This is a genomic window from Dictyobacter halimunensis, from assembly GCF_036245075.1.
The window spans coordinates 4512778-4529243 of sequence record NZ_BSRI01000002.1; the positions used below are offsets into that span (position 1 = coordinate 4512778).

At 53.2% G+C, this 16466-nt stretch carries 15 protein-coding genes; 11 read left to right on the forward strand and 4 right to left on the reverse strand.

What is annotated here, in order from left to right:
• Positions 1 to 95: 95 nt before the first annotated feature.
• Positions 96 to 974, reverse strand: a complete 879-nt coding sequence (locus AABA21_RS32510; RefSeq protein ID WP_338256661.1) for a TIGR02452 family protein — start codon at positions 972 to 974, stop codon at positions 96 to 98.
• Between the two features lie 469 nt (positions 975 to 1443).
• Between AABA21_RS32510 and AABA21_RS32515 the strand changes: the two genes are divergently transcribed.
• From AABA21_RS32515 to AABA21_RS32530, 4 genes are all read left to right on the forward strand, one after another.
• Entirely contained in the window at positions 1444 to 1707 is a 264-nt protein-coding gene (locus AABA21_RS32515; RefSeq protein WP_338256662.1) for a hypothetical protein, read from the forward strand.
• 724 nt (positions 1708 to 2431) lie between these two features.
• Positions 2432 to 3442 carry a phosphotransferase gene (locus tag AABA21_RS32520; RefSeq protein ID WP_338256663.1) on the forward strand — a complete coding sequence of 337 codons (1011 nt, stop codon included), beginning with the start codon at positions 2432 to 2434 and terminating at the stop codon, positions 3440 to 3442.
• 297 nt (positions 3443 to 3739) lie between these two features.
• Positions 3740 to 3928, forward strand: coding sequence for a hypothetical protein (locus tag AABA21_RS32525; RefSeq protein WP_338256665.1), 189 nt, complete (start codon positions 3740 to 3742; stop codon positions 3926 to 3928).
• A 328-nt stretch (positions 3929 to 4256) separates the two neighbouring features.
• A complete protein-coding gene (locus tag AABA21_RS32530; protein WP_338256666.1) occupies positions 4257 to 4586 on the forward strand; it encodes a HEAT repeat domain-containing protein in 330 nt (109 codons plus the stop codon).
• Between the two features lie 764 nt (positions 4587 to 5350).
• Here AABA21_RS32530 and AABA21_RS32535 read toward each other — a convergent pair.
• A complete protein-coding gene (locus tag AABA21_RS32535) occupies positions 5351 to 5998 on the reverse strand; it encodes a Uma2 family endonuclease (protein ID WP_338256667.1) in 648 nt (215 codons plus the stop codon).
• 727 nt (positions 5999 to 6725) lie between these two features.
• Between AABA21_RS32535 and AABA21_RS32540 the strand changes: the two genes are divergently transcribed.
• The 5 genes from AABA21_RS32540 (at position 6726) to AABA21_RS32560 (ending at position 12060) form a co-directional block, all read left to right on the forward strand.
• Complete coding sequence (locus tag AABA21_RS32540) at positions 6726 to 7526, forward strand: toll/interleukin-1 receptor domain-containing protein (RefSeq protein ID WP_338256668.1); 801 nt, start codon at positions 6726 to 6728, stop codon at positions 7524 to 7526.
• A 3-nt stretch (positions 7527 to 7529) separates the two neighbouring features.
• Positions 7530 to 9404, forward strand: a complete 1875-nt coding sequence (fxsT, locus tag AABA21_RS32545; RefSeq protein WP_338256669.1) for an FxSxx-COOH system tetratricopeptide repeat protein — start codon at positions 7530 to 7532, stop codon at positions 9402 to 9404.
• 437 nt (positions 9405 to 9841) lie between these two features.
• Complete coding sequence (locus AABA21_RS32550) at positions 9842 to 10942, forward strand: NADAR family protein (RefSeq protein WP_338256671.1); 1101 nt, start codon at positions 9842 to 9844, stop codon at positions 10940 to 10942.
• A gap of 111 nt (positions 10943 to 11053) precedes the next feature.
• Positions 11054 to 11347: a hypothetical protein gene (locus AABA21_RS32555; protein ID WP_338256674.1), complete on the forward strand. Its 294-nt coding sequence runs from the start codon at positions 11054 to 11056 to the stop codon at positions 11345 to 11347.
• A gap of 32 nt (positions 11348 to 11379) precedes the next feature.
• Positions 11380 to 12060, forward strand: a complete 681-nt coding sequence (locus tag AABA21_RS32560) for a tetratricopeptide repeat protein (RefSeq protein ID WP_338256675.1) — start codon at positions 11380 to 11382, stop codon at positions 12058 to 12060.
• Positions 12061 to 12320: 260 nt separating this feature from the next.
• Here AABA21_RS32560 and AABA21_RS32565 read toward each other — a convergent pair whose 3' ends face one another.
• Together AABA21_RS32565 and AABA21_RS32570 are read right to left on the reverse strand one after the other, a co-directional pair.
• Complete coding sequence (locus tag AABA21_RS32565; protein ID WP_338256676.1) at positions 12321 to 12566, reverse strand: DUF6429 family protein; 246 nt, start codon at positions 12564 to 12566, stop codon at positions 12321 to 12323.
• 48 nt (positions 12567 to 12614) lie between these two features.
• On the reverse strand, positions 12615 to 13964 hold the full coding sequence (locus AABA21_RS32570) for a hypothetical protein (RefSeq protein WP_338256677.1): 1350 nt from the start codon (positions 13962 to 13964) through the stop codon (positions 12615 to 12617).
• Between the two features lie 851 nt (positions 13965 to 14815).
• Between AABA21_RS32570 and AABA21_RS32575 the strand changes: the two genes are divergently transcribed.
• Positions 14816 to 15214 carry an AlbA family DNA-binding domain-containing protein gene (locus AABA21_RS32575; protein WP_338256678.1) on the forward strand — a complete coding sequence of 133 codons (399 nt, stop codon included), beginning with the start codon at positions 14816 to 14818 and terminating at the stop codon, positions 15212 to 15214.
• 2 nt (positions 15215 to 15216) lie between these two features.
• Positions 15217 to 16302, forward strand: coding sequence for an ATP-binding protein (locus AABA21_RS32580; protein ID WP_338256679.1), 1086 nt, complete (start codon positions 15217 to 15219; stop codon positions 16300 to 16302).
• Positions 16303 to 16466 lie beyond the last annotated feature (164 nt).

The window sequence follows — 16466 nt, forward strand, 5'->3', positions numbered from 1 at the left end:
ATGTGCTTCTATTCTACGATGAGCGCGCGTGCAGCGTCAAACCGGGCATGTAGATCTCAGCATCTTATGAGAGAAAAATGAGCAGAATTACCTCGTTATGGGAACCTGAATCGTGTGTTTCTTGAGGATGCGATCAGATCGGCAAACTGCCTGGCAAAGACCTCGAAGGTTTTCGGTGGATGCGCGCGGTCAGCGACTGAAAAGAGCACGTGGCGGAAGCAATGGCTGTAGAGACCCGATGGGCAGAGATAGTCATGGAAGATACGCGCAACAGTACCAGGATCGTTTTGGAAGACGCCACACCCCCAGGCACCGAGTACGAGCGCATCGCACTGGTGAGCCGCAGCCAGAGCAAGGATTTTACTGGCGCGCTCGGTGAGGGTGGGTACAATGTGCAGGCGATGATCTGGCTCGTTCTGTTGTACGGCCCCTGCATTGGGCGCCGGGCTGGTGATGAAATCAACGACATACGGCTGACTCAACCACTGACCGGCATCATCACGGAACACGGGGCACGACGGGCTGTAAATCATGCGGTCAGAATAGAGGCAGGTATCCTGAGCCCGATGAAAGGCGTAATGCTCCGGGCATTGGAGCAAGCTGAAATAGAGGGCAGAACTGCGGGCCAGGCTCTCTTCCTGTGCCCGCGCTCCGCGTAAAAAACCACCACCAGGGTTCCTGGCCGAGGCAAAGTTCAAGACGCCAATGCGCCGATACTGCTGGCTGGCAACCAGTCGGGCACATCCCTGCAGCGTCGTTTCATTTACGACGGCGAACGAGGTGGCTTGCTGGCTGATCGGTTGAGCCAGGACGTGCTCACGTAGACGCGCCAGGTCTTCGGGATCATACGACTGTGTGCCACTCAGGCAAGTGGCAAGCAGACCTGTGAGATCGACGGTGTTACCCTCTGGGGCTGTGTACTGACCTTGTTTGAGCGCAGCCATCGTTCCCTGGGCAATCGCTTTGGCGTCCATGATATCTTTCTCCGTGCGTGTATGCTCGTGTGATTTTCAACAATCAAGGGCTACCAAAAATGGTATAACGAGGCCTCAAGCCGTGTCAATGGGGAAAATCAGCGATGCACCCGCTGGAGTTCCGTACTGGCGCATCTTTGCTACACGCTTCCCATACCTCTGAGCGCGATCGAATGCGTGTTTTCCTATCCACTGGGCTGCTACGATCAACAATATAGCCAGGCCATTGTATTGCCACCTAATGAGATAAGCAGTGAGAGCAATTCAGACACCTCAATGACCAGATCAAAATGACTACTCATAGATTGTCATAGGCGCACCTCCTGGAGTGACTAAAGAGGACGCGAGCAGGTATGTTGTATCCCATGTGTTACTGGTTTGAGGGTGCGATTTGAGAAGACTCATCTTCAGCCGTAGAACTTTATATGATAGGCCAACATTGCCTCATTTAAAGGAGTGGATGGATACTATGAAAGTGTTCCTCAATGTGCTCAAAGTTTTTGGTTGGATAGGTGCCTGCATGTTTGTGGCTCCCGGAATGATTGTGTTTGTTTGGGCGCTTATGATAGGTAATTATCATCAATATCTGATTGGCAGGACCTGGGCTTCGGTCGGTGCACTGCTTGGGATGCCGTATTACTTTATCCAGCCGTTTAGAAGAATGAGACACCAGCCTTTAAAAAAGATAAGGCACCACAAGGTGCATCCCTCCTTTAGGAAGAAGAAACAGTAGAAATGTGAAGCTATGGCAGCAAGAGTAGATCAAGCATTACCTAGCGGCTAGCGCCTCTCCCTTTTGTGGCCCTGCTATACACTCATGCCCCGGTTCCTGGCTGGCTGAGGAGCGTTTTGACGTCCGTTTAGTGGATCGGCGTGGTGGCTGTGAAAACGATAGTGTTGAATGATGTTCGATCAGCCATAGGCCAGTTAAATGTACCCTGAGCAATCATGTTGTTGAGGATATTGCTGTTTACGTGACAAAATATCGGAAAGGCTATAAATCCGCCACATTTGACGCATAAATTTACCAGTTAATTGAGCCTGGTTAGAATGTTGTTTTTGTTTTCTCTGACGCACATCTTCGCCCGAAATGGAATTTAGCCCATAAACTTGCCCAAAGTTTTCATCTCCTAGATAGCTCGGATTTTCATTTACGAACCCACGTTTCACTCCTCAATCTGGTGGAGAATTGCGTCAATGCAACGAGAAAATGCGTCACTACCTTGTTTTTGGTTCCAAAGTTGAGTATGCTCTCAGCAGAGGTATCCAGCACGCTATGGGGAAATGATCGCATGAGAAAGAGCAGTGGGTGAAGACCTTTGCCTTCGAGTGGTGGTGTGATCGGCTCTTTTAGTAATCATATTTACAGGCAACGCCAACTGGCATGTATGGACCCGAGAAGGCCGGGCCGTGCTTCGCCGTTACTACGACTGCATGAATGAAGGTGGGCCATTGCCATGACCGGAATCGAAGTTTCGACCCCTCCCCCTCCCTTGCCACGCTGGTTTGGACCGAGAGCCAGCCCCGATGATTCGGCCGTCTCGGCCCTGATCGACCGCGTCGCGCGGGGGGCAGGGTGGGCAGACATCGGCGGTTCGTTCAATCTCAACGTGCGCATAGACGCTGAGCCGCTGGTTGTCCTCCGGATTCATAGGCCGTGGGTAACGCGCGGCCGAGTGGCTGGACTGCGACGCCTGCGCGAGCGGCTCCAGCGCACCCAAGTCCGAGTCGCTCGGCCGATTCGGATATTCGGCTCCGACCTCGTGAGGGTCGCTGATCGTTGGGCTGAACTTGAGGAGTTCATCGATCACGTACAGCCGCCGGCGACCCAAGACTCCTACGTCCGCCTATTCGAGGAGCTCGGACGTCTTCACGCGGCGCTCAAAGCAGTCTGGGAGCCCAGTCTGCCCGAACCTCTCGACGACCACAGGACATTCGGCCAACTGCGTTACTCAATCGGCTTCACACGCCGCCGGCTCGGACCCAGTAGCGAGCCGGTCGTGCGTCGGATGCGCCAACTGACTGGCGAGCTGTCCAGGCTTCGGAAGGATGTCGAACTGCCATTCGCGCCGATTCATGGTGACTACCGCTTGGGCAACGCGGTCGAACTGTCAGACGGCTCATGGATCACCCTGGACCTGGATTTTGTGAGGGTCAGGGAGCGGTTGTACGACATCGCGGGCGCTCTGAGCCTGATTCGCGACCTTCCCGGCATCGCCACCAGCCTGAATCCCGGTGCACAGAGTGGCGAATGGCTCGAGCCGCGACTACTGCTCGACGCCTATGAGCGCACCGCTCCGGAACCCCTGACTCCCGACGAGCACCGTTGGCTTCCCGGGGCTCTGGCCCTTGTACCCTTGCACTGGGCTGCCACCGCCGGACTCGTAGGAGCCGGCGTCGAGGAGGCGGAGAGCGCAATGACCGCCGCCGAGGCCTGGTGGTCGCGCCGCTCTGAGCTGTCGTCGTAGTCCAGCGGCTGCGCGACAAGATGTCTTTGATCTATTGCTGCCGCGACAATCCAGCGGTACATGGGGAAAGAAACCTGAAGCATCGATTGCAATCACCAGACCTTCTCCAGTGATCTGGATATGTTCGACGTGCATCCCTTCCGGTAGAGAAAGCAGAGATAGTTCTTCCATCATGAACTCTCTGATGAGCACGGGTTCCCTCGCGGCTATCGCCAGGGCAAGAAACGCTTCTTCGGCTATCAGTCAGGGGATCTGGTCCGTGCCGTTGTGCCGAAAGGAGCCAGGCGGGGAACGCATGTGGGACGGATTGCTGTCAAAGCCAGTGGCTACTTCACCATTCAGACCAACGCAAGCAAGGTGCCGGAGGTGGCTCATCGCTATTGTCACCTTCAGCAGCGAGCTGATGGCTATATCTATAGCTTTGGGGTGAGGTTGTTCCCACCCCCAACCAGCCCGAAAGGAGCGCCAGTTTCCTCCCCTGCCTAAAAGGCAGAGGTTCCCACTGGCAGTATATTTCATGGATTGAGAACCCCATAGGCACGTTTATTGAGGAGAATGAATAGCGATGAGGGATGATAGAAAAACGCGCAAGCTCCCACCAAAAGGGCAAGTGAAACTGAGCACGAAACAAATTATGCAGATGGTGGCAAAGAAACATCCAAAAATTATTGAATACCTGGGAACCCATTAATAAAGAAGTATCGAGCTGCCTCAACCAGGGGCAGGCTCTTTTTTTGCGCCTGGATGAATTGTGGTGAAAACCACCCGTTTTAACTCCAGGATTTACACCCAAAGAAGAAACAAGGAGTGTTCGTTGAAGAAACGAGTTCCAAAATTTCAAGAAGGCATGCGCCTTATGCGTCATAGCGACCCGCAATTGCAGGAAGATGGCTTTCATCTCCTACTTCCCTATGCTCACGAATATACGCAACAATTGATAGATTCGTTTCGTCAGGAGGCTGATTCCGGCCTGCGTCATTGGCTCTTAGAACTCCTCTCTGCAGCCAAGGATCCTGAAGCTCTTCCTATTTTTCTCGAATACCTCCATAGTGATGAGTCTGGATTGAAGAGCGAGGCCATCCGTGGATTGAAAATCCTAAATACGAAAGAGGCTCGTCGAGCCTTGTGGGAAGCAGAAGCCTAATGGAGTCCTAGCGGATGAGCAAGACTTACTTTGTCAGGCGCATGAGGTATCTGCTTTCGCAATACATCAAACCTGGCTTGTCCATACGCTTGCCTTTTTAAGACTGGAGCACCTCTTACCAGCTTCAGCAACTCTTGTTCTTTCTGATCAGGTAGGTGAGCAATCACATTCTCGTGTACACGCTTTATCATTTGCCATGTTTCTGTTTGATGGCAAGGATTGCATCGAACCTTTCGTTATTCGCCTGCCATGATGCGTTGACGCAGTGCATTCGTAATCTCGTCAACTTTGCCGATCGCAGAAGCCATCATCTTAGCACTTTCTGATCTAACACAGATACAATGCGGCAACAACTTTAGAGCGAGGATAGGCCTGGTTTCGTGGGGAGCTTCACTATATTGCCTTCAGTCAGCCAGGATGCAACGTATAGAATACAGAAGTAATATAATAGTAAAGAGGACTCAGCATGCAAGGAAAGCGAGAGTTGAAAATTTATATAATGGGTTCCATAGGGCACTTTTTCATTGCCGTCGGTTTTATGATTCTGGCATTTACATATATAAGAGTGCCTGTTGTTGGGCCTCTTATATGCATAGGCGCTGGATTGTTTGCTATCGGATTCTTGGTGATGCTCCTCTCTGGTTACTTGAAGGCCAGAAATGGGAAACAGTCCAGCTAGCGTTGTTCGCGCGGTTTCGTCATGGCAAGCGTCTCAACCTTTTCTGGTCCTGCGAAGCCGTTTGTCTTCGGACAAGTGAGACGGTTTAACTTTCTTCTTCGTCGTCAAATACCAGGCCTCTATACCACGCTGCAACTTCGATGTGTCCATCGATGCTGACCAGGTCGATGGTGTCATCTGGTCCATAGTGGCGGTAGTGCCAGGCCCTGGGATTGTTGGGGTTTTGTTCATTGCGCTGCCAGACCTCGACATACTGAGCAAACTGGCTGGCCAGAACGATTTCCTGGATGGTTTCCTGGCTCTGATACGCTTTAAATTTCGCACCGCGATCTTTGGTTTCGGTGCCTGGAGAAAGCACCTCCACGACAACGCGGGGCGATGCTATCAGTGTGTTGTCCGATCTGCTATCCGCCGCGTCACAAGAGATGGTGACATCTGGATAGACAAAATGAGGTTTCCCCTTTTTCTTCTGGGCAAGAAATACCTGTACATCTGCCCCGAAGACGGTACAGGCATGCGATCGAAGGTGTGTGTCTAAAGCGAGTCGTGTATTATACGCGATCCGATCATGCGCGACGCTTCCACCGCTCATCATGTACGCGATACCATCGATGTATTCGTATTTGCGGTCAGGATAGAGGTGCTCAAGTTCGTGATATTGCTCCTCGGCCATCTTTGTACCAGGACGATGCCACAGAGGCGGTGTCGGCTTGTTGTGGGAATCTGGCGCCATTGTTCTCCTTTTCCAGCACAAAGGCTTTGCTATTCTCTTCTGAATCGAAACGCTTCTCACGTATAGCATATCTTATCTGGCCCAGGAATTGTCAGGGCGTGGGAGGCAAGATGAAAAGATGCACATCACAGAATTGTGTAGCTTCGTATACCAGGTGAGTATTAATAAAGAGAAGTAGAGAGAAACCATGCAAAAGCCTCGAACTTTGACAGCTGCTCTTCCCCTGTTTGCTGCTGTAAGTTTCTTCATTGCTACCATTTTTTTCATTGTAAGGCTCATTACAGGTAATAGCCAACTTACTTCCATGGGATATGTTTTCTTAGTGACTGGTTTCATTATTTACTTTGTCTGGTATCTTCTTGAAAAGAAGCGAAAGATGTGAAAATATGATGGGGATGCGATAATCCCAACATTGTTCGTGGCTAGCGTCTCCACTTTTGTGGCCTTGCTATGCCATTCATGCCTCGGCTCCTGGATGGTTGAGGGGCGTTTCGGCGTACGTTCCCCGGGCCGTTGTGGTGTTTGTGAAAACGATAGTGTTGAATGATTGATCAGCTATAGGCAAGTCAATATTGCCTTGAGCAACTATGCTGTTGGGGCTATTGTTGTTTATGTGGCGAAAAAGGTGCAACGTTCCATATTCATTCTTGATGTTAATCGGGCCGCATGTGCGTTATATTAATGAGTATCTATTTATTGATTATGCGTATGAGAGGGGATCTGTGCTATGTCTGCCGATGCTGCGCGCCCGGTCGAGATGTTTATTTCGTATGCCCACGAGGATGAGGCGTTCGCGAGGAGGCTGCTGAATCATTTGAGCGCGCTGCGGCGGCAGGGGGTGGTGTCGAGCTGGTACGATCGCGATATCAGTGCGGGCGAGGAGTGGGTGGCGAGCATCGCAGAGCAGCTGGGCCGGGCGACGATTATTGTGCTGCTGGTGAGCGCTGACTTTCTGGCTTCGGATTATTGCTATGGCGTGGAGGTGCAGCGGGCGATGGAGCGCGCGCTGCGCAAGGAGGCGTGCGTGGTCCCGGTGATCGTACGGCCCTGCGATTGGAAGGGGACGTCGTTCGATAGTCTGCAGGCGCTGCCACGCGATGCGAGGCCGATCAGTACATGGGATGATGAGGATGAGGCGTTCCTGGCGGTGATTACGGGGATACGCGAGGTGCTGCGTAGGCTGCAGGATGATCCGGTCTACCAGGCTCGGCTGAGCCGCGAGGCGCCAGCGCGGGCGGTGGTTGAGAATATCCCCTACGCACGCAATCCGCTGTTTACGGGCCGCGCGGTGGTGCTGGCGGATCTGCATGCGACGCTGCACCGGGAGAGTGCGGTGGCGCTGACCCAGACGATCAGCGGGCTGGGCGGCATCGGCAAGACGCAGACGGCTCTGGAGTATGCCTATCGCTATCGTGAGGAGTATACGCATATCCTGTGGATCACGGCCGATTCGCTGCAGTCGGTGCGCTCGGGCCTGGCAGCCGTCAGCCTGCTGCTCAAGCTGCCGCTGGGTCCGGAGCAGGAGTAGGCCGTGATTATCGAGGCGGTCAAGCGTTGGCTGCAGCAGCACGATGGCTGGCTGCTGATCCTGGATAATGTGGAGTCGCTATCCGACCTTGAGGGCGTACCACCGGTCAGGGCGCGGGGGCATACGCTGATCACGACGCGCTCGCAGGCCTTTGGCAACAGGGCGCGCCACATCGACCTGGAGACCATGCCAACGGAGGAAGGCGCGTTGCTGCTGCTGCGCCGCGCCAATGTACTGGACATGAGCGAGGACTCACTGGTGGGTGCGTCGGAGGCGGATCAGGCGCTGGCCAGGGAGATCGCGCGGGATCTGGGCGGCCTGCCGCTGGCGCTCGACCAGGCCGGCGCCTATATCGAAGAGACGCAATGCGGCCTGCAAGGCTACCTGGACCTGTATCGACGGCGCAACGCAGATCTGCTGCGGGAACGCGGGGAGGCCGAGGAGGAGTATCCAGAGACGGTAGCCACGACCTGGTCGCTCTCCTTTGAGAAGGTACGGCAGGCCAGCGCCGTCGCCAGTGACTTTCTGACGGTATGCGCGCTGCTCGACCCGGATGCCATCCCCCGGACGCTGTTTGAGCGGGGCGCGCAGGCGCTGGGACCCGAACTGATGCAGTTGCAGGGAGACGAGCTGGCCTTTAATGCCATGATGCGCCATCTGCTGCGCTACTCGCTGCTGCGCCGTAACCCCAACCAGACGCTCACTATCCACCGCCTGGTCCAGATCGTGCTGCAGAGCAGGATGAGCCAACAGGAACGACAGCTGTGGTCCGAGCGCGTCATCAAGGCCCTGGCCCTCAGCCTGCCACCAGCCAATTATGAGCAGGATCACTGGTCCCAGTGTCTGGAATATGTTCCCCAGGTCCAATGCGCCCTGGAACTGGTCGAGCAGCAGCAATTCTCCTTCATTGAAGTGGCACAACTCCTCCGCTGGCTCGGCAAGGTAAAGTATGAGCAGGCACGCTATCAGGAAGTTGAGCCTTCCTTGCAGAGAGCACTCACTCTCAGTGAACAGATTGTCGGGTTTGAGCATCCGCTAGTTGCAACGATCTTGAATGATCTGGCTGAACTCTACCGTGAGCAAGCAAAATATCAGGCCGCCGAGCTGCTCTATCTGCAAGCGTTGCAGATTCGTGAGAAGGTCTTAGGGGAAAGTGATCCCGATACGGCGACGAGTCTGAATAATCTGGCAGTATTATATAAGGATCAAGGAAGATATGGGGAGGCGGAGCCATTATATGAACGGGCGCTGCAGATTCTGGAAGAGGTGTTGGGAGGGCAGCATCCCAATACAGCGACGAGTCTGAATAATCTGGCAGTATTATATCAGGATCAGGGACGATATGAGGAGGCGGAGCCATTGTTGATGCGAGCATTGCAGATCTGTGAGGAGGTGTTGGGAGGGCAGCATCCCAATACGGCGATGAGTGTGGGGAATCTGGCAAGATGGTATCAGGATCAGGGACGATATGAGGAGGCGGAGCCATTGTTGAGGCGAGCATTGCAGGTTCTAGAAGAGGTGTTGGGAGGGCAGCATCCCGATACGGCGACGAGCCTGAATAAGCTGGCATTATTGTATAAGGAGCAGGGGCGATTGCAAGCAGCGCTTCCTCTTTATAAGAAGGCATTAGCAATTCAAGAACATGTGTGGGGGGAGCAGCATCCTGATATCGCTACTAGCTTGAATAATCTGGCGACGCTTTATGCTCAGCGGAATTTATATTCGCTGGCGTTACCATTGCTGAAAAGATCACTGGCTATTTGTGAACAGGTGTTGGGTGCGGAACATCCCGATACACAGCGGGTGCGGGAAAATTATGAGGAGTTGCGGACGCGGATACGACCAGCCAGTGGGGGACGTAAGAAAAAGAAGCGGTAGATTGCGCGGCTGGTGGATCACGTAGGCGAGCTATGGCTGGCAGTATATGTGGCGCGCCTATCGGCGCTGGTCCCTGGCGATCGTTGCGTTTCCGTGCAGGGGGAGATGGTTGAGTACATGAGAATAGACCTGGTGATATTGGTGATTCTACAGGCTTATATCTATATAAATAAATAATGAGAAGATGCTTTTATTGGGGCACCTTCTATGTTCTTATGTTGTGGACGGATGTATTCGGGTGAGAGGGCTGTGACAGTGTTAGATGTCGCAAGGTTGTCATAGCTGTCCAGGGATGGGATGTGGTGGGGTGGCGGTGGTTTTCACCTGCATGGGTCAGGGGATACGCTAGAAGGCCGCGAGGCGGAAGGAAGAAGGCATGGACCAGTGCCTTGTCGAGGCGCTCTCTGTGCATGTTTATTGTAGGTCAGGAGTGATGTATGCCGTACAGGAATGTGACGTATCGGGTGGTGGATGGGGAGCGCATTCGGGGGAGCTGGCGCCATGTCTTTATCCACAATGGGACGTATTTTTTGAGCGATTTGAAGGTGTATGCTGATGGGATGATCGATTGCTGGGGGCTGGTGAACTTTGAGACGTTTCGCCAGCAGGTGGCGTCGGGATGGGTGGCGACGAGCTTTCCCCAGGGCGCGGATGCTCATGCTCATGATCTGGTAATGTGGCGCTTCGACGAGCCGTATACGATGATCACCCCGGAGGGTCTGATCGCGGAGGTGGCCGATGAGATCGAGTACCTGGCCGGGCGTCCGACGCTGGAGCAGCGCTGCCTGGCCGCGCTCGATCGCTACGTCGAGGCGCCGGATGTTGAGCGTCTAGAGGCGCTGCGAGCGGCGTACCTGGCTGTGCCCGAGCATCAGCGCCGCTTTCTGCTCCACGACCAGGATGCCAAAGACTGGCCGCTGCGCACGATTCTGACTTCGGTCGGCGAGTCTGTTTCTGTGATGCCCGATGGCACGCCCGAAGATCCTGTTGAGGAGGCTGACCATGAGGGCGCCATGGAGTACTTTCGCAGGCGTAGGGAGGAGGATCAGCGCTGGCGAGCCGCTGAAGAGCTATGGCAAAATGACTCGGTCACAGCCAGTCCATCGGTGGTGCGTTTTCAAGCCCCGAGGGGTGAAGCACTGTATCTGGCCAATGACTATCCAGCCCCCATCACCCTCGCTGGACGCACGTACGCGACGGTTCAGCACGCCTACTGGGCTATGGCCACCACCGACGCAGAGGCGCGTGAGCGCATCATCTACGCCCAGACGGCCCAGGAGGCGCAGCAGATCGGTCAGCAGGCCCCGTTGCGCCCCGACTGGAACGTCGTGCGCCTCTCGGTCATGACGCGCCTGGTGCGCGCCAAATTCCAGCAGCATCCCGACCTGGCTGCACAGCTCATCGCCACCGGCGACGGCCGCCTCGTCAACAGCCAGGAGCGCAGCCGCTACTGGGGCTTTCTCGGCCAGGGACGCAACTGGCTCGGCCGCATCCTCGAACTCGTGCGTTCCGAACTCGTCGAGCAGGCCAGTTCGTGATGGCACAGGGGCAGCGACGGGTGGTGCAGAATAAGGCAACCCCAACAAACGAACGGGCATGCAAGCACGTATAAGAAACAAATGCGCACGCATACATTGAAAGAGCGAAAAATGAAAAGATCAGAAATTCATCTGATATATTATATGGCTTGTATGTTTCTGTTCTTTATGCCTGGTTTTATCCTTCTTATCACCAATCCTATGGGTCCCTTGAGTCGCATGGCCAGCACAATGATGTTTTTGGGCTTGTTGGCGCTGTCCTGGGAGCCGTTGCATTCCACTCCAAGCGCAACAGATAATAATGCACCAGGGAGCGTGACCTTTTGTAATCTCAATGTTACTATGACCAATGAGGCGAGAAAGTTTATACATTTGATTACTGTGTTCAACCCTGCTTTAATTTGAAAAAGCAGTACAATAGAGGAGATGTTTCTTGAATGCTGGATGAAGTGCTTTTACTGCAACTAGGTCAAGTCCGTCAAACCTGGGCAAAAGGTCAATTGAAGGAGGCGTATGATCGTTATGAAGTCCTCCTTGAGGAGTATCCAGAACATCCAACGATTTTACGTGAGTATGGTCATGCGCTTTTCATGGAGTATGGTGACCTAGAGAAGTCAGCTCTGCTTTTGGAGCGAGCGTTAGAGCAGGAACCGGATTCGATTATTACACTACAATGTCTCTGTTTACTGTACTCCTGGGGGTATGGACATGGATATGCGGCGGCAGGGCCACTGTATCGTCGACTGATCGCTCTAGCGCCTACTGATAAACAGATTTGTGTTAATGCATACCTGGGTATTGGAACAATGCGTGGCGCGCCTGGTTGTTCGTTGAATCCTCAGGAAAGTAGAGATGCTTTTCAAATGGCTACAGAGATTGATCCAGAGTATGTGAATGCCTGGCTCAATCTGACCACACTTTGTTGTGAATTGCGAGATTGGCCCGCTGCACAAATAGCAGCAACACGAGCAGAGGCGCTTTGCCGCCAGCAAGGACACTCAACTTCTTACGCGCAAAAACTGCTTGATCATATTAATAGGCAAGAGCCTCTAAAAAATCGGAGCTATTATAATGGTACATATTTAAATTTTCGTTGGCCAAATATACCTCTTGAATAAATAGATAAACAAAATGCCGGAGGAAAAGAGAACAGTGGGGATTATGATCATAACATGTAGAAAGCGATCTATTTGCTGTTTGGGCAACCAGACAAGGTCAATTACCCGACTCGTATGTCCCTGTAAATAGCGGCCGTGGCCCCGTAGGGCGGTTTGTTTTTCTCGACGCCCGTGGAACGTATCAGGAGTCCGGCAAGGTTATGGCTGGCGGTATGACCTTGCCGTGGGCGACGCGACAGCCGCAGTAGCATGGCGGAAAACTATTCTTCAGATGGATGCTCAAGGCCAAAATGGTGTGCAAAGAAGCGCTCGGATTGGGCCAGTCCTTCCTGGGTGAACTCGACAGATTTTGCTTTATTCCTGGGATTTTCAATCCATCCCTTCTCGTGGAGTCGATTGAGAACGTCCCAATCAAATCCTTTCCAGGCGCGGTAGGAATCATGGAGCGTCAGTTGCAGGAGGGCAAGGACCACTTCGTCTATTTTGTCCTGGTTGTAGGTATCCATGGGTGTGACTCCTCTCAACTTGAACTTATGGCGTGAACGTATCTACGTTCATGCTAATGCCTTCAAAAGTGGCAGTAATTTCGACTTGTATTGATGCCGTTCTATCAGGCTGGTGAGGTAGATGTGCCATACGTCATCTTGTCCTAAGAGGTGATAGGTGGTACGTGCTTTCGTGAGCCAGTTGGCTGCGGCCTGATAGTAGGAGGCTTTGGCTCCGTTCATAATATATTCGGCTTGATGGCGGCACTCTTGGACGACCCATTCCAGGACGGTCTGCTCTTTGAGTGCGGCGTCTACGATTAGTGTCGCCAGCGTGTGCCGCCTATCCGTTTGCAGCACCGCGATGGCATCCTCAAAAAGATGCTCGTGCAAAAAGATCTGGATTAAGTCGCGCGCATCGGTGGTAGAAGGAGCCTGCCGCGCACTTTCCAGGAGCCTGACACGGTACTCGGACCAGTGGGTTCCGGCGATACGGGCGAGGGAAAGATAGTGCTTCAGCGTCGGCTCCCCCTGAAAGACCACCTCTCCTGCTTTCATCGCTTGCGCCTGCTCTCCCATGCGCCAGGATTGATCACGTAGCCAGATGGCAAGTGGGATGTGGTTGCCATCAAGGGTGATGCCAGGATCGGCGATCTGAAGAGTTGCTGATTGCGCGCCATGCGCCCACAACGCCTGAGCCACGGCTAGCGCGTCATCGGCCGTTGTCAGATGGTGCTGCCCATAGGAGATCGCTTCAGAGATCTGCCCCTGTCGCACAAGCATGGTTACATACGCTCGGGTCTGACCTTCTGCTTTGGCCAGATAGAGGTATTCCTGAAACTTTTCCTGTTGATCCAGCACGGTGAGGCGAGCCTGGGTGAGCAGGGGTGCATAGGCAGGAATCTCGCCTTCCCAGGCTCGCTGTTGGAGATCTATGCCCTGTAAAATGCGTTGGAGGGGACCATCATCCCAGCCTTCGCGAAGGGCAGCCTGCGGAATCGCAAAAGCTTCCCGTATGCTCTGCCAGTTGGCAAGTCGTGTCTGCCAGATCGTTATCTGTTTCGCCCAACGTTTGCGTTCGCTCGCTGTCAGATCAACCTGGAGTACCGTCTCGGTCCACACCATGGTGAGATCCTGAAAGAAAGCGCTCACCTCACCATGGATATCGTTGAGATGCATCCACTGTTCAGTCAAGACATCCGTGACAGCCTTGAGCGTCAGGAGTGCCTGCTTCTGTTCATGGGTTTGTACCTGTATGGACCCAAATGTTACGAATTGCCAGATCTCATTGAGCACCGCATGGGTTTGACGGGTTACCTCGCGTGGATGCAGGCGATACTGGTGGCGAATCAGTGCGCGAATGTGCTGGCGTATCGCCTTTGGCTCAAGTGGTATCGTTGTGTGTGCAGAAGGAGGCACCGGATCTTTTCTCCTTACCTGGTCGCGCCCTTTATGGCAGCAGCAATATGTTCTGTTGCTCTCTCAATGATCCCCTGGCGTTTCTGTTCTTCCATTTCTTTTGCCTCTGATGCTTATTGTACCACCTACATGAACTGGATGATACGCCTGGGCATCGCAAGCTCGCAGTACTCATCAGTACCGGGAGAAATCGTGCCAAGGCTTCCTTCCTCGCTCTCGTCGATCAACTGTTGACTGTAAGGGATGCCTCTTGTGCAAGCTGTTGAAATGTATATGCTCGCTGCAATGACCCCACAATATCAAAAGGCCCTTTGGGGATATCCTGGAGACGCTGAGTAAAATCTTGAGGAGTATGCTGTTTTCTCCTGCTAAAAAACGTTGAGGTACTCTATACTACTCTGGGCACTAGGCTCTACTGGATCAGAAGGATGATTCTGGAATGAGTATAGCAGAGTTGAATGTTTATCCACAAGCATTTGCTCACGTTTTAAACTGAAATGTTTGTACTAGTAATATTTCGTGCGTACAATGTTGTTCTTATCGCCATAGTTAACCGCCATATCCGTTACAGCTAACCGCCATGTCCGATCAAATGCGATAAGATGACCGCAACCGCAACAGAATAGAGAGCTATCTACACTATCACTTTTTCGCTTGTAGCCATTCTCTATGGTGCGTGAGTGGTTTCTCTTGGTCATTCAGGACTGTAATCATAGGGGCACAGATAATTCCTTTCGGACATTTCTTCGGACATTTCTTCGGACATTTCTTCGGACACCCCCTATGAGAGACCTTGTAAGTATGCTAGAATTGGCCTACATGAGGGTATAATAGCGTGGAATGGAGGCATTATGGGTAAGCTGAGTGATACGGAACTCAGGAGGCTTGTGAAGGGCGGCGAGACAAATACGGTTGAGCTCAAATTAGCGGCTCCTCGTGCCGTTGATCTGGCGGAACGACTGTGTGGAATGGCCAATGCCAAAGGAGGGGTTGTGATTATCGGGGTGGAAGATGCGACGCGCAAGGTGGTAGGAGTTCCCGACGAGCGGATTGGGGAAACCATGGATGTTATTTTACGCGCCGCCCGTCAGGTGATCAAGCCAGAGCTAGTACTTGATCCACCCGAGCCGGAAGTCTATGAGTTAGCGGGGAAGAAACTGCTTGTGGCCACTATCACCCCAACCGCCGGACCCGTTTACCAGGCGGGCGGCATTTTTGGATACGGCAGGGAACGCAGACCAGGGCATTAAATATGGTCGAGTTGTCAGAGATGATTTATGACCGGGGTTTGCGCGATTGGGAACTGGAACCTGCCTTCAACGCAACCATGGAAGATCTCGATTCGGAACGGGTACGGGCATTTCTTGCCAGGCGAACGAACTCAGGTCGGCATCCGAGCCGTTTCAAGGATACAGAGCGTGTCTTGATCGGAATGCGGTGCGCTGTAAAGGTTGGTGAGTCTGTTGTTCCGACGAATGCGGGCATGCTCTTCTTTGGCCGGAGTCCACAAGATCATGTTCCTCAGAGTGAGGTGACGTGCGTCCTGTTTCGGGAGACCGTTGGGGCCAGCCGCTATGCCGATCGCAAGGTTGCCACAGGGACACTCCAGGAGATTATAGATACCACAGAAGCATTTCTCAACCGTTATATTGCAGTCGGGGCACGTATTGAAGGGTGGAAGCGGATTGATATCCCGGAGTATTCGATCGAAGTGCTTCGCGAGGCCGTCATTAATGCCGTTGTCCACCGGGATTACAGCCGGCGCGGCGAGATGGTTCGTGTCTTTTATTATCCTGATCGAGTTGAGGTCCATAGCCCTGGCCTCTTGCTACCCGGGATAACAGTTGAGCAGATGCAGCGAGGCGAGGTGCAGTCGAAGCTGCGGAACCCCGTCATTGCGGATCTATTGAGGAGTATCCCCGGCTACATGGAGCAAATCGGCAGCGGAGTTAGATTTATGATCGATGAGACGAAGCGATTAGGACTTCCCACCCCGCATTTTCGCGAGATGAATGAAGTGATCGTGACGTTCCAAAAGGCACCCGCTTTGCGCACTCCTGAGCCTCAAATGCCATATCAAGGAGAAACGCTCTGGGGCGAACAACAGGAAGTTTCCCCGGAAATCGTGGTGCAAGATCGCCGCGCTGAACAGGTTGAGAAGCGGTTGATCCAAGCGTTGAGCTATGTTCAAGAGCACGGATTTATCACGAATGGGATCTATCGGCAACTGACCGGTGTTACTGATAGAACGGCCCACAGGGATCTGGAACGATTGGTTGAACGCGGAAGGTTAAAAGGCAGCGGTCAAAGAGCTGCGCGGCGATATGTCCTGGCGTAGAGACAGGAAAGTCTTCTTGGGGAAAAAAGCGTTGTCCACTTGAGAAATAGATGGTAGTGCGCAAAAGGGCCGGGTGCCAGTGCAGATTGTAACTGCTTGCCGCAATAAATGAGTAGTATAAGTATAGCATCATGGATGTCATTTATATATTTTTGAAGGGATTC